Annotated in this window: 8 protein-coding genes; all 8 read right to left on the bottom strand. The window is 74.5% G+C overall.

Going from position 1 to position 20,438, the window contains the following annotated elements; translation table 11 throughout:
- Nucleotides 1-11: 11 nt before the first annotated feature.
- The gene (locus AB0K12_RS03565; RefSeq protein WP_364555265.1) at nt 12-11,684 is read right to left on the bottom strand and encodes an amino acid adenylation domain-containing protein; all 11,673 of its coding nucleotides are present in this window, start codon (nt 11,682-11,684) and stop codon (nt 12-14) included.
- Nucleotides 11,681-15,097 (bottom strand): amino acid adenylation domain-containing protein, encoded by a 3,417-nt coding sequence (locus AB0K12_RS03560; RefSeq protein WP_364555264.1) that lies wholly within the window; start codon nt 15,095-15,097, stop codon nt 11,681-11,683. The genes AB0K12_RS03565 and AB0K12_RS03560 overlap by 4 nt, the downstream gene beginning before the upstream one ends.
- Nucleotides 15,094-15,306: an MbtH family NRPS accessory protein gene (locus tag AB0K12_RS03555; RefSeq protein WP_355411624.1), complete on the bottom strand. Its 213-nt coding sequence runs from the start codon at nt 15,304-15,306 to the stop codon at nt 15,094-15,096. The genes AB0K12_RS03560 and AB0K12_RS03555 overlap by 4 nt, the downstream gene beginning before the upstream one ends.
- Nucleotides 15,307-15,394: 88 nt before the next feature.
- Nucleotides 15,395-16,039 (bottom strand): response regulator transcription factor, encoded by a 645-nt coding sequence (locus AB0K12_RS03550; RefSeq protein WP_364555263.1) that lies wholly within the window; start codon nt 16,037-16,039, stop codon nt 15,395-15,397.
- The gene (locus AB0K12_RS03545) at nt 16,024-17,301 is read right to left on the bottom strand and encodes a histidine kinase (RefSeq protein WP_364555262.1); all 1,278 of its coding nucleotides are present in this window, start codon (nt 17,299-17,301) and stop codon (nt 16,024-16,026) included. The genes AB0K12_RS03550 and AB0K12_RS03545 overlap by 16 nt, the downstream gene beginning before the upstream one ends.
- A 189-nt stretch (nt 17,302-17,490) precedes the next feature.
- A complete protein-coding gene (locus tag AB0K12_RS03540; RefSeq protein ID WP_364555261.1) occupies nt 17,491-18,321 on the bottom strand; it encodes a hypothetical protein in 831 nt (276 codons plus the stop codon).
- A 44-nt stretch (nt 18,322-18,365) separates the two neighbouring features.
- Nucleotides 18,366-19,691, bottom strand: a complete 1,326-nt coding sequence (locus AB0K12_RS03535) for a hypothetical protein (protein ID WP_364555260.1) — start codon at nt 19,689-19,691, stop codon at nt 18,366-18,368.
- Nucleotides 19,688-20,371 (bottom strand): hypothetical protein, encoded by a 684-nt coding sequence (locus AB0K12_RS03530; RefSeq protein WP_364555259.1) that lies wholly within the window; start codon nt 20,369-20,371, stop codon nt 19,688-19,690. Before AB0K12_RS03530 ends, AB0K12_RS03535 begins: the two co-directional genes overlap by 4 nt.
- Between the last annotated feature and the right edge of the window lie 67 nt (nt 20,372-20,438).

The following is a 20,438-nucleotide window of genomic DNA, read 5'->3' as shown; positions in this document are numbered from 1 at the left end:
CCCACCGAGGGCTACTCGGCGCCGAAGCGCTGGGTGCCGGACAGCTCGGTGATGAACGTCGCCACCCCGCGACCGCCGTCACCGTTCGCCAGCAGGACGAAGCCGTCGCCGCCGGTGACCCGGCACATCGTCATCGCCCAGTAGCCGGTGAACTCGCCCACCGCGCCGAAGTCCAGCTCCTCCTCCGACCGGTCCACCACCATGGACAGGCCGTAGAGGCTGCCCGGCGTGGCCGTGAGCATCTGCCCGGCCAGCTCCGGCGTGATCAGGGCCGGCTCGCCCAGGTACGCGCGCCGGATCTCCAGCTGCACCCGGGCCAGGTCCGCCGCCGTCGTCCACAGCCCGCCCGCGGCCGTCGCCGGGTGGATCAGGCCGAAGCCGTCGATCGGCGTGCCGAACGCGTCGTGGCCGTGCGCGATCGGGCGTCCTGAGCCGTGCGGGAAGCCGGCCTCGTAGCCGCTGCCCGTCATGCCCAGCGGGTCGAGCACCGTCTCCCGTGCCAGGGCCGGGAAGTCGGCGCCGGTGACGTCCGTCAGGAGCTGCTCCAGCACCAGGTAGTTGACCACGTTCTTCTCGAACGTCCCCACCGGGCGGCTCCGGCGGACCGCCGGGGTGCGCGCCGGCGCGCGGCCCAGCAGCGCGTCCAGCACCGCGGGGACCGGCTCGCCGTCGCGGTACGGCGGGTACTCGGGGTCCCTGGCCAGGCCCGAGGTGTTGGCCAGCAGGTGTCGTACGGTGATCGGCGCGCCCTCCGTCCCCGGCACCCGCCAGGAGGTGAGGAGGTCGTTGACATCGGCGTCCAGGTCCAGCCGGCCGCGCGCGGCCAGCGTGAGCGTGACCAGCGACGTCACCTGCTTGCTCACCGACGCCACCCGGAACACCGTGTCAGGCGTCACGGGGTCGCCGCGCCTCGCGTCGAGGCGGCCGTACGCGCTGATCCCGGCGATCCTGCCGTCCCTGATCACGGCCAGGCTGACACCGGGCACGTGATGCCGCTCCATGGTCGGCACCGGCGACGGGATCGCCACCCCGCCGAGCTCCGCGACGACCTGCTCGGCCAGGGAGCGGATCGTCGCCTCGTCATGGAGCGCGTACGTCCACGTCAGCCGGGGGCCGGTGACGTCCACCTCCAGGACGTACTCGCGGGGGGCGAGCGGGTCGCGGACCGCCGTGATCCGCTCCGGGACGAAGACGCCCGGTGTGCCCGGCTCGTACCCGAACCTGATCTGCGGCGCGGGCAGTGCGGCGAGCGCGTCGGCGACGGGGCCCGCCTGGCGCAGCAGCTCGTACCCCAAGCCCTCGTCCGGGACGGCGGCGAGCTGGCCCGCCACCGAGGCGAGCACCGACGCGCGCTGCGGCGGCACCCACAGGCTCACCGGGAACCGGTGCGCGAACGGCCCCGCCGCGTCCTGCGGCGCGTGCCCCGCCCTGGTCTCCACGTCGAGCAGCACGCGGTCGCCACCGCTCCAGCGGGCGAGCACGACCGCCAGCGCGGCCAGCACCTCGTCCCGCGACGGCACCGGCTCGGGCAGCGGCACGCTCAGCGATTGCACGGTCCCCGTGCCGGACGGGTGGTCCAGCGGGAGCGGGGGCGCGGGCGTCCTGGTGAGCCAGTGGTGGGCCTGGGCCATCAGGTCGTCCGGCTCCGGCAGCGCGGCGGCCCACCGCCGCAGCGTCCCGCCGTCCCCTTCCGGCAGCGCGCAGCCGCGGCAGGCGGTCTCCAGGTCGCGCAGGAGGATGGGCAGGGAGGCGCGGTCGGCGGCGAGCTCGTGCACGGCGAGGATCAGCACCGGCCGGTCCGCGCCCGTCGTGGCGAGCACGGCGCTGAGCAGCGGCCCGTGCTCCGGGTCGAGCCGCTCGTACGCGGCCGCCGCCGCCCGGTCGTCGCCCTCGACCCGGCGGAACGACACCGAGATCGCGTGGTGGGCGGCGACGGCGTGCAGGGCGTCCGCCAGCGTCGCCGCGTCGATCTGCTCGGGGACGGGGACGCGGAGCTGCCAGTGGTCGTAGCGGTGCCCGCCCGGCCTGGCCAGGACCCGGCGCTGTGCCGGTGTCAGGGCAGGTCCTGCCCCCGGCTCACCGGCGCCGTCGAGGGCGGCGGCCAGCTCGGCGATGGAGCCGTGCTGGTAGAGCAGGCGCAGCGTCACCGGCAGGCCGGCCTCCCTGGCCTGGGTCATGGCCTTGAGTATCGTCAGCGAGTCGCCGCCGAGGTCGAAGAACCGGTCGTGCGCCCCCACGGGGTCCACGCCCAGCAGCCGCGACCAGATCCCGGCCAGCGTGCGCTCGGCCGGGGTGCGCGGCGCCACGAAGTCCCGCTCCGACGACCACAGGGCGGCCCGGTCGGGGGCGGGCAGCGCGCGCTGGTCGAGCTTGCCGTTGACGGTCAGCGGGACCGCCTCCAGCGGCACGAACGCGGCCGGCACCATGTAGTCGGGCAGCCGCTCCCCGCAGTACGCGGCCAGGTCGGCGGCCGGCGGCAGCTTCCCGCCGTCGGGCACGCAGTACGCCACCAGCCGCCGCGCGGGCCCGTCGCCGCGCGCCACGACCACGCTCTCCCGCACGGCGGGATGGGCGGCCAGCACGGCCTGGATCTCCCCGGGCTCGATGCGGTGCCCGCGTACCTTGACCTGGTCGTCCACCCGGCCGAGGAAGTGCAGCGCGCCGTCGGCCCTGCGGCGTACGAGGTCGCCGGTGCGGTAGCAGCGGGCGCCGGGCGGCCCGAACGGGTCGGGCACGAAGCGCTCCGCGGTCAGGCCGGGACGGCCGAGGTAGCCGCGGGCCACGCCGGCGCCGCCGACGTACAGCTCGCCCGGAGCCCCTTCCGGGACCTCGTGACCGTACGGGTCCAGCACGTACGTGCGGACGTCGTCGAGCGGCCGGCCGATCGGCACCCCGTCCACCGTGCCCAAGCCGGCGCCCAGGCCGGCGCCCAGGTCAGCAGGGCTGAGCGGCTGGTAGGTGACGTGGATCGTGCACTCGGTCGGCCCGTACGCGTGCGCCAGGTCGCACCGGTCGAGCCCCCAGGCGTCGAGGTCGGACGGTTCGAGCCGGTCCCCGCCGAACACCACCTCGCGCAGCGACAGCCGCGCCAGCGTGGCCTCGTCGCCGTCCGCCGCCCCGATCATCGAGCGGAACGCCACCGGCGACAGCGACAGCGTCGTCACCCGCTCGGCGATGAGCAGGTCGAGCAGGTCGCGGGGCGAGCGGGCGGTCTCGGTCGGCACGATCACCAGCCGGCCGCCGTGCAGCAGCGCGCCCCACAGCTCCCACACCGACACGTCGAAGGCGTAGGAGTGCAGCAGCGCCCAGGTCCTGTCGGAGCCGAGGGCGACCTGCCCCGACAGGGCCGCGTAGAGGCGCAGCACGTTGGCGTGGGTGACGGCGACGCCCTTGGGGCGGCCGGTCGAGCCCGAGGTGTAGCACACGTACGCCAGGTGGCCAGGCTCGGTCCCGCTCTCCGGGGATGTCCCGGGGAGAGCGGCGATGCGGGCGGCATCGGTGTCGAGCAGCACCTGCCCGACGCCCTCTGCGGTCACCGACGGCGCGAGGCCGGCGGTGGTGACGGCCACGGCCGCCCCGGAGTCGGCCAGCATGAACCGCAGCCGGTCGGCCGGCGACGTGGGCGGCAGCGGCAGGTACGCGGCGCCGGCCTTGAGCACGGCCAGCAGCGCGACCACCAGGTCGGTGCCGGGTTCGAGGCAGACGCCGACCAGCGTCTCCGGGCCCGCGCCCAGCTCACGCAGCCGGTGCGCGAGCCGGTTGGCCCGCACGTCCAGCTCCCCATAGGCCAGCCGCCCGCCGGCACCCGCGTCCGCCGGGTCTCCACGGTGCACGACCGCGACGGCGTCCGGGGTCTCGCGGGCGCGCCGCTCGAACACCTCGTGCAGGCTGCGGGGCAGCGGGTGCTCGACCGCCGGGACGCTCTCGCGCGAGGTGCGCTCGGACGCCGGCAGGCAGGTGGCGCGGGCGTCGCCGTCCGGGTCGGCCACCATGGCCTCCAGCACCGCACGGTGCATCGCGGCCAGCCGGTCGGCGTTGCGCCGGCTCATGGCGTGCGTGTTGGAGCGCAGGATGAGGTACGTCGGCGTGGCCGGCACCCCGAGCGCGAACTCCGTCGGGTCCTCGCCCTCGGTGGCGGTGACGTCGATCAGACCGGTGTCGACCTGGTCGAAGTCCTGATAGCTGAACGCCGTGCCGATGAGCCTGCGCCCGTCGCCCAGCTCCCGCTGAATGACCGGCATGGGGAACCTGCGGTGCGGCCACAGGGCCAGCTCGCCGTCGAAGGTCCGCCGGATGAGGTCGAGCCAGGTCCTGGCGCCCCTGTCGTACGCGAACGGCAGCGTGTTGAGGTGCATGCCGTAGACACGTTCGCCGCCCTGGGCCTCCAGCCGCCCGTTGCACACCAGGCCGGTGACGAACTCGGGCTCCGAGGTGAGCGTGCCGAGCACCTTGAGGTGGGCGGCGAGCAGCACGCTCTTCAGCGACGCGCCGGCCCGGGCCGCCAGGGCGCGCAGGCGTTCCTCGAGGTCGGCGTACATGAGGACGACGTGGTAGTCCTCGCGCGGCAGGTGCGGCTCGCCCCAGGCGGCGGGCAGCGCGAAGCCGGGCCTGCCGGTGACGACCTCGCGCCAGTAGGCGCGGTCCTCGGCCGATTCCAGCGCGCGCAGCTCGGCGGCGATGAAGTCGGCGTAGCGGACGGACGGCGGCTCGACGCGGGGCGGCCCGGCGCCGTCCCTGAGCGCGCGGTAGTCGTCGAGCAGCTCCATGAGCAGGCCGTGGAAGCTCCAGCCCTCGCTGACCGCGTGCAGCACGGTGAACGACAGCCACCACGACGCGTCGTCCTTGAGCAGCGCGGTGATCCTGATCAGCGGTGGCCGTTCCAGGTCGAAGCGGTGGGCGCGCTCCTGGGCGCGGAAGTTCCGCATGGCCAGCTCGCGACCGCCGTCGTCGAGGCCGCGCAGGTCGAGCACGCGGACCGGGATCTCGGCGCTCTCGTGGACGAGCTGCATGGGCACGGAGTGCCCGGACAGCCGGATGGAGGTCCGCAGCGCCTCGTGGCGGGCGGCGGCGATCCCGGCGGCGGCGCGCAGCGCGTCGAGCGAGAACGGGTGCGGGTCGCGGACGAGGAACGACATGGTGTTGTGGTAGTAGCCGTGCTCCTGCCCGGCCAGCATCTCCACGATCATGCCGCGCTGCACCTCGGACAGCGGGTAGGCGTCGGTGAGGCCGCCGGGGAGCGTGGCCAGGTCCGCGGCGGGCACCAGCGCGAACGGCTCGACCGCGCGCCGCTCCTCGCCGGCCTTCTCGCGCCCGGCCAGCGCGGCGGCCAGCTCGGCGACCGTGCGGTGCTCGAAGACGTCCTGGACGGAGACGTCCAGGCCCTCCTCCTGCAGCGCGCCCACCACGGTGACGGCCCTGATGGAGTGGCCGCCGCGCTCGAAGAAGTTGTCGTGCACGCCGATGCGCTCGTGCCCGAGCACCGTGCGCCACACCTCGGCGATCAGCGTCTCCAGCTCGTTGCGCGGCTCGACGTGGGCAGAGCCGCTCTGTGCGCGCGGGTCGGGGTCGGGCAGCGCGGTCCTGTCCACCTTGCCGTTGGCGTTGAGCGGGATGCGGTCGAGCGGCACGAACAGCGCGGGCACCATGTAGTCGGGCAGCCGGGTGCCGCAGTGCGCGGCCAGCTCGGCGGCGGGCGGCAGGGCGGCGCCGGCGGGCACGCAGTACGCGACCAGCGACCGGTCCCCCGCCTCGCCCGCGCGTACGACGACCACGGCGTCCCTGACGCCGGGATGGTCGAGCAGCACGACGCGGATCTCGCCCGGCTCGACCCGGTAGCCGCGCACCTTGACCTGGTCGTCCACCCGCCCGGCGAAGCAGACCGCGCCGTCGCCGCGCACCCAGGCCCGGTCGCCGGTGCGGTAGAGGCGGCCCCCCGGCGGCCCGAACGGGTCGGGCACGAACCTGTCGGCGGTCAGCCCAGGACGCCCCGCGTAGCCGCGGGCGACGCCGGTGCCGCCGACGTACAGCTCGCCGGTGACGCCGAAGGGCATCGGCCGCATGTGCTCGTCCAGGACGTACATCGTCATGCCGGGCAGCGGGCGGCCGATGGGCACGACCTCGTCCCGCTCCCGCTTCATGATCGGGTAGGTGCAGGTGCCGACCGTCGCCTCGGTGGGCCCGTACTCGTTGACCAGGCCGCCGGGACCGAGCACGCGCAGCCAGTGCTGGGCGGTGCTGCCCGGCAGCGCCTCGCCCGCCACCACGATCATCTCGGCCAGCCTGGCCGCCTGGGCGCCCTTGAGCTGGCCGGCGAGCACGTCGAGGTGGCCTGGCGTCAGCTTGATGAAGCTGTAGGGGCCGTGCTCGGCCAGCTCGCGGCCGAGCCTGGACAGGTCGAGGTCGGCGGGCAGCAGCCGGACCGGCTGGCCGGTGGCGAGCGGCGCCCAGACGTTCGGGACGACGAGGTCGAAGGCCACTGAGGAGAACAGCGGCGCGCCCGTGGTGCCCTGCGCGGCCAACTCCTCGGCCGCCCAGCGGACGTGGTTGGCCAGGCCGCGGTGGGTGACGAGCACGCCCTTGGGCCGGCCGGTCGAGCCCGAGGTGAAGATGATCTGCGCGACGCCGTCCAGGTCCGTGCGGACCCCGGGCGAGGTGGCGGGCAGCCCGCCGAGGCTCGCGTCGGCGAGGTCCACGACCTCGACCCCGGTGAACGCGTCGGGCGTGTCGGTGACGACCGCCCGCGCGCCAGCGTCGGCCAGCATCGTCGCCATGCGCCCCGCCGGGAACGACGGGTCGAGCGGCACGAACGCGGCGCCCGACTTCCACACCCCGATGAGGCTGGCCAGCAGGTCGGGGCCGCGGGCGGCGAGCACGCCGACCGCGCTCTCCGGCCCGGCGCCGAGCGCGCGCAGCCGGTGCGCGACGCGGTTGGCCCTGGCGTCCAGCTCCGCGTACGTCCACGAGCCGCCGTCGAAGGCCGCCGCCACCGCGCCCGGGTTGCGGGCCGCCTGCCGCTCGAACAGGTCGAGCACGCTCGCGTCCACGGGGCGGCTGCGGGTGACGTTCAGCTCGGTGACGAGCCGGTCGTACTCGCCGGGCGGCAGCAGCACCGCGTCGGCGTCCCCGTCGGGGCCCTCGACGATGGACTCCAGCGCGGCCCGGTACATCGCGCCCAGCCGGTCCACCGCCTCCTCCGAGACGTGCTGCACGTTGGCGGTGACCATGAGGTGGCCGGCCAGGATGTGCACGCCCAGGCCGAACTCCGTCGGGCTGTCGTCGATGACCGAGTCGCCGTCGAACAGGTCGGTGTCCACCTGGTGGAAGTCCAGGTAGACGAAGCGGGTGTCGATCAGCCGCTCGGGGCCCGCGTCGCGCTGGATCTCCGGCATGGGGAAGCGCTGGTGCGACCAGAGCTCGGTCTCCTGCTCGAACAGCCGGCGCGCCAGCTCGCCCCAGGTGCGGGCGCCCCGCTCGTACGGGAAGGGCAGCGTGTTGAGGTAGAGGCCGTGCACCCGGTCCGCGCCCGGCGCCTCCAGCCTGGCGTGGAAGACCAGGCCGGTGAAGAACGCGCGCTGGTCGGTGAGCGTGCTCATGACCTTCATGTGCGCGGCGAGCAGCATGCTCTTCAGCGGGACGCCCGCCGCGCTCGCCGCCGCCCGCAGCCCCTCCTCGTAGCCGGCCAGCGGGATGCGGATGCGGTACTCCCGCCTGGGCGCGTCCTGGCCCGCGCCGAGCCCGGCGGGCAGCGCGAACTTGGGGACGGAGGTGACGATCGAGCGCCAGTACGCCCGTTCCGCGTCGTCGGCGAGCACGGCCTGCTCGGCGGCGATGAAGTCGGCGTACCTGATGGCGGGCAGGCCGGCGAGCGTCGCCTCGGTCCCGTCGCGCAGCGCCCGGTAGACGGTGAGGATCTCCATGAGCAGCGAGTGGTAGCTCCAGCCCTCCAGGACGGCGTGGCACTCGGTGATGGTGATCCACCAGCCCTCGGCGGCGCAGCGGTGCGCGGAGACCCGGATCAGCGGCGGTTTCGCCAGGTCGAACAGCCGGGTGCGCTCCTTGGTGACGAACGCGCGCACGGCCGCGCGCTGCCCGTCCAGGTCGAGGTCGCCGAGGTCGGCGACCGGCACGCTCACCTCCACGTCCTCCGGGCGGTGCACGAGCTGCATCGGAGCCGAGTAGCCGGTGAGCGCGAGCGACGTGCGCAGCGCCTCGTGCCGGCCGACGACCGTGCGGGTCGCCTCGCGCAGCAGGTCGGGCTCCAGGGGACGGTCGTCGAGCACGCGGAAGGCGGTGGCGTTGAGATAGAGGTTCAGGTCGCCGTCGGAGAGCATCTCGACGACCATGCCGGTCTGCAGCCGCGACATCGGGTAGGCGTCCAGCACCCCGCCGGGCACCTTGACGCGGTCCTGCTCCGTGAGCAGCGCGAACGGCCGCACCGGCGTCAGGCCGCCGGACCGGCTCTCCTCCTCACCGCCGCGCTCGTCCAGCCGGGCCGCCAGCGTGGCCACGGTCCGCGTCTCGAACAGGTCGGCGACCCGGACGTCCAGGCCCGCGTCGCGCAGGCCGCCCGCCAGCACGACGGCCAGGATGGAGTCGCCGCCGAGCTCGAAGAAGTCGTCGTGCACGCCGACGCGGCCGGTGGGCAGCGTCTCCGTCCACACGGTGGCGATGAGCTCCTCGATCGCGGTGCGCGGCGCCACGTACCCGGCTCCGGCGGGCAGCGCCGCGTCGCCCGGCGCGGGCAGGGCGCGGCGGTCCACCTTGCCCTGCGCGGTCAGCGGGATCTCGGCCACCGGCACGAACGCGGCGGGCACCATGTAGTCGGGCAGCGACCCGGCCAGCGTCGCGCGCAGCTCACCCGGGTCGAAGGCGGCGGGGTCGGCCGGCACGACGTACGCGATGAGCCTGGCGGCGCCCGGCACGTCCTCGCGAGCCACGACCACGGCGTCGCGCAGCCGGTCGTCGGCCCGCAGCCGGGCCTGGACCTCGCCCGGCTCGACCCGGTAGCCGCGGATCTTGACCTGGTCGTCGATGCGGCCCAGGTACTCGAGGCCGCCGTCCGGCCGCCGCCGCGCGAGGTCGCCGCTGCGGTAGAGCCGCGAGCCGGGCGGGCCGTACGGGTCGGGCACGAACCGCTGCGCGGTCAGCCCCGGCCGGTCGAGGTAGCCACGGCCGACGCCCGCGCCGCCCACGCAGATCTCGCCGGTCGCGCCGAGCGGCACGACGTTGCCGCGCTCGTCGAGCAGCACCACCCACAGGTCGTCGATGGGCCGCCCGACGGGGGACGCCTCGGCGGGTTCCAGGTCCCGTTCCGTCACCTCGTAGTGGGTGACGTGCACGGTCGTCTCGGTGATGCCGTACATGTTGACCAGGGCGGGCGCGGTGAGGCCGCGCCGGTCGGTCCACGGGCGCAGGTCGGGCATCTCCAGCCGCTCGCCGGCGAAGATCACCAGGCGCAGCGCGAGCCGGTCCACGCGGGGGTCGCCCTGCGCGGCCAGCCGCACCAGCCGGTAGAAGGCGCCAGGAGTCTGGTTCAGCACCGTCACCCGCTGCTCGACCAGCAGGTCCATCAGGTCGTCCGGCGATCTCGCCGTGTCGAACGGCACGATCACCAGCCGGCCGCCGTGCAGCAGCGCGCCCCACAGCTCCCACACCGACACGTCGAAGGCGTAGGAGTGGAACATCGGCCACACGTCGTCAGGGCCGAACCCGAACCGCTCGCGGGTGGCCGTCAGCAGGCGCAGCACGTTGGCGTGCGTCAGGCACATGCCCTTCGGCCGGCCCGTGGACCCCGAGGTGTAGATCACGTAGATGAGGTCGCCCGGGACGGAGGCGGGGCCGAGGTCGGTGTCCGGACGGCTCCGGATGGCGGCGGCGTCCCGGTCGAGGACGATCACCTCGCCGCCGTGCACCCGCTCGACCAGCTCCAGGTGCTCCGAGCGGGTGACGACGACGGGCGCGCCCGCGTCCGACACCATGAACGCCAGCCGGTCCGCCGGGTACGCCGGATCCAGCGGCAGGTACGCCCCGCCCGCCTTCAGCACCGCCAGCAGCGTCACCACCAGCTCGGCGCTGCGGTCGAGGCAGACGCCCACGAGCGACCCCGCGCCGACGCCGGCGCCGCGCAGCCGGTGCGCCAGACGGTTGGCCCGCGCGTTCAGCTCGGCGTAGGTCAGGTGACGGCCGCCGTCGGTGACCGCGACCGCGCCCGGCGTGGCTCTGACCTGCTCAAGGAACGCCTCGGGCAGCGTACGCGGGTCGGCGGGCCGAGGCCGCACGGGGCCCGCGGCGACCGCCAGCTCGTCAGGACCGAGCAGGTCCAGGCGATCGACCGGGGTGTCGGGCGCGGCGGCGATGCCGGCCAGCAGGCGCACCAGGTTCGCGGCGGTGCGCTCGATCGTCTCCCGGTCGAACAGCGCGGTGGAGTACTCGACCTGCCCGATCAGCGACCCGTCGGGCGCCTCCTGGAGCTGGAGCGTGAGGTCGAACTTGGAGATCCGCCAGGGCGCCTCCAGCGACTCGGCCCGCACGCCCGGCAGGTCGAGCGCGGCGGCCTTGGGCTCGTGCATGGTGAACGCCACCCGGAACAGCGGCGTACGCGAGCGGTCGCGGGCCGGCTCCAGCTCGTCCACGAGCCGGGAGAACGGCATGTCCTGGTGGTCGAGCGCGTCGAGCACCGCCGCCTGCGTGCCGGCCAGCAGGCCCGCGAACGTCTCGCCCGGCCGCCACCGGCCGCGCATGACGAGGCTGTTGATGCCGTAGCCGAACATGCCCTGCAGCTCGGGCCTGTTGCGGTCGGAGACCACGGTGCCGACGGTGACGTCGGTCCTGCCGGTGTAGCGGGCGAGCAGCGCCTGGAAGCCGGCCAGCAGGACGGTGAACAGCGTCGTCTCGCGGCCCCTGGCGATCTCGCGCAGCGCCGCGCCGAGCCGGGCGTCCACCTCGATGGGGACCGCCGCGCCGCGCCAGTCCCGTACGTCGGGGCGCGGCCGGTCGGCGGGCGGCTCGGTCGGGACGAGGTCGGCCAGCTGCTCGCGCCAGTAGCTCAAGGTGCCGTCGAAGGCGCCGTCGGCGGCCCTGGCCCGCTGGTGGGCGGCGTAGTCGGCGTACTGGAGCGGCGGCCGCGGCAACGAGCCGGGAGCGCGGTAGAGCGCGCTCAGCTCCTCCTCGAACAGGCGCAGCGACCACTCGTCGCACGCGATGTGGTGGAAGACCACCACCAGCAGGCTCAGCTCGTCGGCGACGCGCACCAGGCGGACCCTGACCGGCCACTCCTCGGCCAGGTCCATGCCACGGGCCACCTCGTCCTCGGCGATCCGCAGGGCCCGTTCCTCGTCGCCGCCGCGCAGGTCGTCCACCCGGAAGGGGACCTCGCCCGGCGGGTCCACGAGCTGCACCGGCTCGGCCCCCGCCACCGCGTAGCGGGTGCGCAGGATCTCGTGCCGGGCGGCGATCTCGTCGATCGCGCGGCGCAGCGCCGCCACGTCCACCGGGCCGGTCAGCCGCAGGATCATGGGGACGAGGTACTCGGGACTGTCCGGTTCGAGGCGGTTGAGGAACCACATCTGCTGCTGCCCGTACGACAGCGGCAGCGGCGCCCCGCGGTCGGCCCGCGGGATCCGCGACCGGCCGCCGGCCCGGCGGCGCAGCAGGGCCTCCTCGCGCTCGATGTCGATCTGCGTCATGCCCGCTGCTCCTCTACTACCGTCGGTTGCTGGTCCGGACCCGCGCCGGCGAGCGCGCGGACGGCCTCGGCCAGCCGCGCGACCGAGGGGCGCTCGAAGATCAGCCGGACCGGCAGGTCGAGATCGAAGTCCTCCTGCACCTGCGCCATCAGCGTGAGCGCCAGCCGGGACGTGCCGCCCAGGTGGAAGAAGTTCTGCATCACGCCGACCTCGCGGCCGAGCAGCTCCGAGCAGCGCTCGGCGAGCAGCCGCTCGATGGGGCCGCGCGGCGCGTCGGCGTGCGAGCCCAGCTCGCGCAGCGTCGCTCCGCCCGGTGCCGCCGCCAGCACGCGCAGGTAGTGCTCGGCCATCCTGGCGATCGTGGGCTCGTCGAACAGGGAGGTGGCGTACTCGATGATGCCCTTCACGCTCCCGTCGGGAGCCGTGTGCAGGAACAGGGTCAGGTCGGTCTTGGCGACCCCCCAGACGTCCCGCAGCGGGTCGAGGTCGCCGCCGCCCGAGACGGTGACGCCCTCCTCCATGAAGTTGAACATCACCTGGTAGAGCGGGGTCCGCGACAGGTCGCGCGCCGGGGCCAGCGCCTCCACGACCCGCTCGAACGGCACGTCGCGGTGGGCCAGCGCGCGCCTGTTGCGCTCCCACACGGCGTCCATCGCGGACTCGAAGCCCATCTCGGGCTCCAGCGCGCACCGCACGACGAGCGTGTTGTGGAACGGGCCCGCCACCCCGGCCAGCTCCGGCCTGGTCCTGCCCGCCGTGGGCACGCCGAGCGGCACGTCCCACTGGCCGCTCCAGCGGGCCAGCAGCGTGCAGAACGCCGTCAGGTACGCCGCCAGCGGGGTCGTGCCTCTGCGGCGGCTCAGCTCCGCGAGGCCGTCCGAGCAGGCGCGCGGCACCTCGAAGGTGAGCGTGGCGCCGCGCGGGTCGCGGACGGCCGGGCGCGGGTGATCGGCGGGCAGGTCGAGCCTGGGCAGGCCGGCCAGCTCCTCCCGCCAGAAGGCGAGCCGCGGCTCCAGGAACGCCTCCGTCATGCGGTCACGCTGCCAGACGGCGTAGTCGGCGTACTGGACGGGCAGCGGCGCCAGCTCGGGCTCCCGGCCGGCCGCGAGTGCGGCGCACAGCTCCCTGATCTCGGCGCCGAGCAGCACCGACGACTGTCCGTCCGAGGCGATGTGATGCACGGCCAGCGCCAGCACGTGGCCCCCGCTGCCCTGGTCCCCCAGCGATGCGGCCTCTCCGGCCGGGGCGGCCTGGCCGCGGACCAGCAGGGCGCGCCAGACGGGGCCGCGGACCAGGTCGAAGCCCTCGCGGAAGGTGCCGGCGAGCAGCTCGGCCAGCGCGGCGGGGTCGTCTGGGCGGTCGGCCACGGGGAGGGTGACCGGGGCGGGGTCGTCGACGACCTGCCGGGGCTCGCCGCCCTCCATGCGGTAGCGGGTGCGCAGCACTTCGTGCCGGGCGACGAGCGCCGTCATGGCGCGTTCGACCGTCGCCGTGCCGAGGTCGCCGGGCAGCGGGACCAGCAGCGGCGTCACCCACTCGGGGTTGCCCGGGTCCATCCTGTCGAGGAACCAGAGCTGGTGCTGCTCGACGGAGAGCGGCAGCGGCCGGTCCCTGGGCGCGCGCGGCACCGTGGCGACCGGCTCGGCGGCCTCCTCGACGAGCCGCGCCTGCTCGGCCACCGTGCCGGCGGCGAACAGCCGGTGCACGGCCACCTCGCGGCCCACGGCGGCGCTCAGCCTGGCCGCCAGCCTGGCCAGCAGCAGCGAGGAGCCGCCGCGCTGGAAGAAGTCGTCGTCGGCGCGCACGCCGGTGACGCCGAGCAGGTCCTGCCAGACGCGGGCGACGGTCTGCTCGGCGTTCGTGAGCGGCCTGGCCGGGCCTTCGGACGTCGCGTCGAAGTCAGGCGCGGGCAGCGCGGCCCTGTCCACCTTGCCGCTGGTCGTCAGCGGCAGCGCGGCGAGCGGCACGAACAGGGACGGCACCAGCGCGTCGGGCAGCCGGTCACGCAGGTACGCGCGCAGCGCGGCGGCCTGCGGCGGTTCGCCGTCCCGGCCCACGACGTACGCGACCAGCCGGGCCGCGCCGTCGGCCCCGGGACCGGCCGTCACGGCGGCCCCGCGCAGCCCGGGATGCGTCAGCAGGACCGACTCCACCTCGCCCGGCTCGATCCGCACGCCGTTGACCTTGACCTGCGCGTCGATGCGGCCGTCGTAGTCGAGCGTTCCATCGGGACGCCATCTGACCAGGTCTCCGGTGCGGTACATGCGGCTGCCGGGCGGGCCGTACGGGTCGGGCAGGAAACGCTCGGCGGTCAGGGCGGGCCTGCCCAGGTAGCCGCGGGCCAGGCCGACGCCGCCCGCGTACAGCTCGCCGGGGGCTCCGAGTGGCGCGAGCGCGCCGCCCTCGTCGAGCACGCGCAGCCTGATGCCGTCGATCGGCCGCCCGATCGGCACCCGGCCCGCGCTCTGCCCCGGGTCGGCCGGCTGGGCGGTCACGTCGATGGCGCACTCGGTGGGGCCGTAGGTGTTCCAGATCGTCACGGGGAGCCGCTTGCGTACGAGCTCGCACAGCTCGGCGTCCAGCGGCTCGCCGGCCGAGAACAGCAGCCGCAGCGACCCGCACTCCCGCCAGCCCGGCTCGTCCACCAGCAGCCGCAGCAGCGAGGGCACGACCTGGAGCACGGACACGTCGTACGCGGCGACCGCGCGCAGCAGCGCCGCCGGGTCGCGCTCGGCGCCGTGCGGGGCGAGCACCACGGCGCCGCCGCTGATGAGCGGCGCGAAGATCTCCCATCCGGCCGCGTCGAACGTCAGCGTCGTCTTCTGCAACACCCGGTCGGCCGGGCCGAGCCCGTGCTCGCGCACGGTCCACCTGACCCGGTTGGCGATGGCGCCGTGCCCGATCAGCACCCCCTTGGGCCGGCCGGTCGAGCCGGAGGTGTAGATCACGTAGGCGAGCCGGTCGGGGTCGGCGGCGACGTCCGGCGCCGTGCCGGGCTCGCCGTCGAAGACGTCCATGGCGACCCGCACCGCACCGTCCGGCAGCGCCCCTTCCCCCTGAAACGCAGGGTCGGTCAGGACGAGCGGGGCGGCGGTGTCGGTCAGGATCCAGTGCGTGCGGTCGGCGGGGTGGTCGGGGTCGAGGGGGACGTACGCCGCTCCCGCCTTCCACACGCCGAGCAGGGCGGCCACCAGGCCGGCGCCGCGCCGCAGGCAGACGCCGACCGGCGTCTCCGGCCGCACGCCCCTGGCCAGCAGCCCGTTGGCGACCTGGTTGGCGCGGCGTTCAAGCGTCGCGTAGTCCAGCTCCCGCCCGCCGTCCACGACGGCCACGGCCCCGGGGGTCCGCGCCGCCTGGGCGGCGAACAGGCCGGGAAGCAGGCCCGGGAACAGGCCCGGCTCGACGTCGCTCATCTCACCTCGGCCTCGTCCATGCGGGTACGCAGGCTGAGCGGGCGCATGTCGGTCCATACGCGCTCGATGTGGGCCAGGCACTCCTCGCGGGGCCCCCGCGTGCCTTCCTGACGCCACCCGGCGGGCACCTCACGGTCGGCCCACCAGATCGAGTACTGCTCCTCGTCGTTGACGACGACGAGGTAGGTGTCGTTCTGCTCGCCGGACACCGGCTCACCTCTTCCGATCGTGACGGATGTCAGCCCAATGGCGTCACGATCGGGTACGACCCAATATCTGCCCTATACGCGGGGCGGCTCAGGCGTTGAGGTAGGCGAGCACGGCCAGCACCCGGCGGTTGTCGTCCTCCGACACCGGCAGGTCCAGCTTGGCGAAGATGCTGGTGGTGTATTTGCTGATGGCCTTCTCGCTGATGAACAGCCGCTGCGCGATCGCGCTGTTGGAGCGGCCCTCGGCCATCAGAGAGAGGATCTCGCGCTCGCGGGCGGTCAGCCGGGCGACGGGCGTGTCGGCGCCCCTGCCGCCGAGCAGCTTGGCGACCACCTCGGGGTCGAGCGCGGTGCCGCCGGCGGCGACCCTGCGGATGGCCTCGACGAACTGGTCCTCGTCGAACACCTGGTCCTTGAGCAGGTAGCCGACGCCGCCCGCCTGGTCGGCGAGCAGTTCGCGGGCGTAGAGCTGCTCGACGTACTGGGACAGGACGAGGACGGGCAGGCCCGGCACCCGCCGCCTGGCCTCGATGGCGGCGCGCAGCCCCTCGTCGGTGAAGGACGGCGGCAGCCGCACGTCGACGATGGCGACGTCGGGCCGCAGCTCGGTCAGCGCTCTGAGGGTGCCGGGGCCGTTGTCGACGACCTCGACGACGTCGAAGCCGTGGGCCGTCAGCAGCCGGGTCAGGCCGTCGCGTAACAGGAACTGATCCTCGGCTACGACAACACGCACGGAACCTCCAGCACCACGATCGTGGGACCACCCGGGGGGCTGCTCACGACCACGATGCCGTCGAACGCCGACAGCCGTCTCTCCACCCCGCGCAGCCCCGACCCCGCCGAGGCGTCGGCCCCGCCGATGCCGTCATCGGTGATCTCGGCGCGCAACACGCCGCGGTCGTACCGTATCCGAACGGCGACCCGGCTCGCCACGGCATGTTTGATCACGTTGGTGAGCGCCTCGGAGACCGCGAAGTAGACGGCCGACTCGACCGGCGCGGGGGCGCGGCCGGGCAGCTCGACGTCGGTCTCGGCGCGCAGCGGCAGGTCCATGGCGAGCGCGCGGACGGCGTCGGCGAGCCCGCGGTCGGCCAGCACCGGCGGGTGGATGCCGCGGACGAGGTCGCGCAGCTCGGTGAGCGCCTTGCCGGAGCTCTCGCGGGTCTCCATCAGCAGCGCCTCGGCGGCCTCCGGGTCCTCGCGGATGAGCCGCTGGATCGCGGTCAGGTTCATGCCCAGGGCGAGCAGCCTGACCTGGACGCCGTCGTGCAGGTCGCGCTCGATGCGGCGCAGGTCGGCGGCGTTGAAGTCGACGGCCTCGCTGCGCGACTCGGTCACCGCGGCCAGCCGCCGCTCCAGCTGCCCGCGGGTGGGTCCGAGCAGCGCGGCGGTCAGGCGGGCGTGCGCGTCGAGCGTTGAGGGGGCGGCCCAGAGCCCGGCTCCGAGCACGGCCAGGCCGAGCGGGACGGCGAGGAACGCGCTCGGCACGTCGGCCACGGTCAGCAGCAGGAAGTGCGCGGGCCCGGCGCCGACCTGCTGGTCGATCAGGGGGTAGGTGATGGGCAGCAGGACGCCGTACAGGCCGTAGAGGACGAGCAGCGGCGACAGGGCGGCCAGCGGCACGCCGAGCAGCACGTTCAGCGGCAGCCACGCCAGGTCGCGCCACGTCGCCCGGTCGGTGACGATCCAGCCGAACAGCCTGACCTGGCGCAGCGGCCAGAACTCACCGGTCGTGCCGGGACGCGGCAGGTACGGGCTCTCCACCGCGACCCCGAGCCGCTCGGCCGCGGACCTGCGGAAGAACCCGGCGAGCGCGCGTACGGCGATCATGACGAGCGGGACGAGCAGCAGCCCGAGCCCGCCCGCCAGGATGGCCGCGAACGCGCCCACGCACAGGCCGGCCAGGATGAGCCCCGACAGTCCTGCCAGCGCGCGGACCCCGGCCCGCCGCACCTCGATCCACCGGTGACGTAACGCCTCCCGCACGGCGCTCACCCCGTTCCCGTGTGTTCCCGCGTGTTCCGTGTCGCACGACGGCCGTAGCCGTCCTGACACCAGTCTGCGCGGCGGGCGCGCGGCGCACAGGCCGGGCAGGCCCCTTTTCCCGGTGGGTCCAGCCCTACCGCCCAGTCCTACCGCCCGGACCCACCGCCCGGACCCACCGCCCAGACCTACCGCCCAGACCTACCGCACGGTCTTCCCGGTGAAGAGCTGCGCCTGCGTCTCCGCCGGGTTGCCGCCCGGGTTGTCCTCCGGGTACGGCTGCGACAGGAAGGCCCGGTCGAGCTCCGCCGGGCTCCGCCTGAGCCACTTGCGGCTCTGCTCGCGCACGACGTGGCGCGGCAGCGGCGGGTTCCACTCCTTCTGGGACGGCTTCGCGATCGACTGCAGCCCCCAGCCGAGCCCCACCATGGGGTCGATGATCTGCCACTTCCACGCGTCGATGCCGAGGAACGTCTGCGCCCGCAGGATCGCGTGCCAGATGTGGTAGCCGGCCGGCGCGGGCTGGCCGTTCATGGAGTGCACGCCCTCGATGCGCGGGTCGTACAGGACGCCCTGGCCGAAGTCGGCGAACGCCCTCGCCAGCCGGTCGCGGCTGTGCGGGTGGTGCAGCGGGTAGAAGCGGTCGAAGACCTCGAGCTGGATGCGGGAGACGACGCGCAGCGGCTCCTTGATGGGCTTGACGAGGTCGACGTAGCCGGCCGGGTACGACGGGGACTGCATGTCCTCCATCCACGCCAGCACCATGGCCAGCTCGGCGTCACCGCCGTCGAAGTACGCCTTCACCGCCGCCCAGGCGTCCTTGAACTCCTGGCTCGCCTCGTGCCAGGTGGCCTGGTCGAAGGCGTACCAGAACTCGTTGGCCCACCGGTCGCCCTTCATCCCGGGGACCGGCGGCAGCCGGTGCCCGGGGGTGGCCGCCGCCTGCCCGGCGGTCGCCGCGCCGATCACGGTGGCCGCCGCCGCGCCCGCCGACACGCCCAGCATGCGCCGCCTGTCCATCATGCCTGCCATGGAGGTTTCCTTTCGGTATGTCGGCCCGTGGGCCGTCTGATCGCTCAGTTGAGCGGGGAGAAGACGGAGCGGGCCCTGACCCGCTCGTCGATCGGCGGCATCGCGAGCGGCACGGGGTGCGGAAACAGCCGGCCCTCCGCGTCGAAGATCCGATCGTGGTAAAACCCCGACAGGTACGGCGCCCCCACCGTGCCGCCGGACCCCATCACGTCCTTGGGGAGATAGCGGTGCGCCAGCCCGAGGTGCAGCCGCCGCCACCGGAACAACGCCTCGTCGAGCTCCCACGCGGCGGCGAACACCGGCCGCGTCTCCTCCGTCTCCTCCAGCCGCTGCAGCAGCGACCTGAGCGGCTGGAAGTGGCGGTTGAGGTAGAGCAGCAGGAAGGCGTTCTCCTCGATGCCGCCGAGCGCCTCGACCTTGCGCGGATGCACGCCGAGCAGGTGGATCTGCAGCGTCTGGGCGGAGGCCATCTGGATGGCGCTGGCGTTCTCGGTGTCCTTGCGGAAGCCGAGGAAGCTCTCCACCGACATCGTGCGCCGCAGCACCAGCATGATGTCGATCTGCAGCAGGGCCAGCTCCGTCGCGAGCGCCAGGCAGCGCACGGCGGCGCCGTAGCCGCCGGACTCCAGCCAGGTGTTGGCGGCGACCGTACGCGCGAGGATGCCCGACGTGGCCGCCTCCGTGAGGTGGATGACGCGCAGGAAGACGTTCTCCTCGTGCTTGCTGCTCTGCGGCAGGTTGATGAGGTATTCGAGGATCCGCGCCCGGCCCGCCTCGCCCAGATAGTCCTCCCAGCGCGACGGCGGCGCGGGCCCGGGGTCGAGCAGCGCGGGCCACGGCCGCATGGCAGCGCGCAGCGCCTCCAGCCGGCGCAGCCGCTCCTCCGACTCGCGTGGCGTCGGCAGGTCGAGCTGCCCCCACGTCTCCTCGCCGCGCACCGTGCGGCGCTCGTAGCCGAGCCAGGAGTCCACCAGGTACTTCAGCGCCTGGCGGCAGTGCCGCTCCACCACCGCGTCGCTGGCGTGCCTGCGGGTGCCGAGCGCGTGGTTGAGCAGCCTGACGTTGCTGTACGGCTGGTAGCGGGTGCCCCTGGGGCCCTCGGGTCCGCCCGGCTCGACGCCTTCGCCCGTCCGCGCGGCCAGCTTCCACTCGCTCTGCAGGGCCAGCTCGGCGAGCCTGAGCACGCGCAGCTCCCGGCGGTCCAGCGTGGCCGGCGAGCCGCTCAGCAGGGCGTGCAGGTCGACGTACAGGTCGGCCATCCGGCCGCGCAGCGCCGGGTCCAGGTGGCGGCGTCCCGCGACGCGGGCGGCGGTGACGTACTCGGCCACGTCGAAGTCGAGGACGGTCTTGACGATCGTGGAAGTCTTCACGAAGCCTCCGGAGCAGGAGAAGCGGGGTGGGTGTCGCCGAGGTCGTGGAAGGCCTCGACACGCTGCTCACATTCGAGCGACACCAGCCGGGCCCCCTCGCGCAGCAGCCGCGCGGCCGTCCCCCCTGCGGGCGGCGGCCCCGCGGGGGCGCCGTTCGCGGGCGGGGCGGGCAGCGGTCTCGGGGTGGGCAGCTCGCCGCGGCCCAGCGCGCCGTTCAGCAGTGTCGCGGTCGCGGCGGCCCGCTCGATGACGTCCTGGCCGAACCCGGCCGTCTCGGTCGCCCCCACCGCGAGCACCTCCGCCACCTCCATCCAGTACGCCTCCGAGGCGGCGCCGTCCGGGCGGGCGGTGCGCCAGGTCGTCTCGGCGAGCCTGGCCAGCTCGGCCAGCTCCGGCACCAGGTGCGGCTGGTAGAAGGTGACCAGCCGCCCGACGCATCCGGCCGCGAGGAACATCTCGACCAGCTCGGCCGGCTCCCCTTTCGCCCCCACCGACACGAACACCGCGCCGATGTACGCCTCCTGCCACCGGGCGCAGTGCCCGGCCAGCGCGCGGGCGCCTGGGTCGGCCCGCACCAGGAAGCGCCGCTGGTGCGCGGCCGGCGGCTGCCCAGGGTCACCGTCGCCGTTACGTGCCGGCTGCGCTGACTGCGCTGACTGCGCTGCCCACGGCTCTTCCACGTCTCCCGCCCTCCGACAGCCGATCCGTCAATCTCGCAGGAACGATAGGAAGGACCCCCATACCTGC

Source organism: Nonomuraea sp. NPDC049419 (genome assembly GCF_040676995.1).
GTDB lineage: Bacteria > Actinomycetota > Actinomycetes > Streptosporangiales > Streptosporangiaceae > Nonomuraea > Nonomuraea salmonea.
This window is presented reverse-complemented; position numbering and strand designations above follow the sequence as displayed.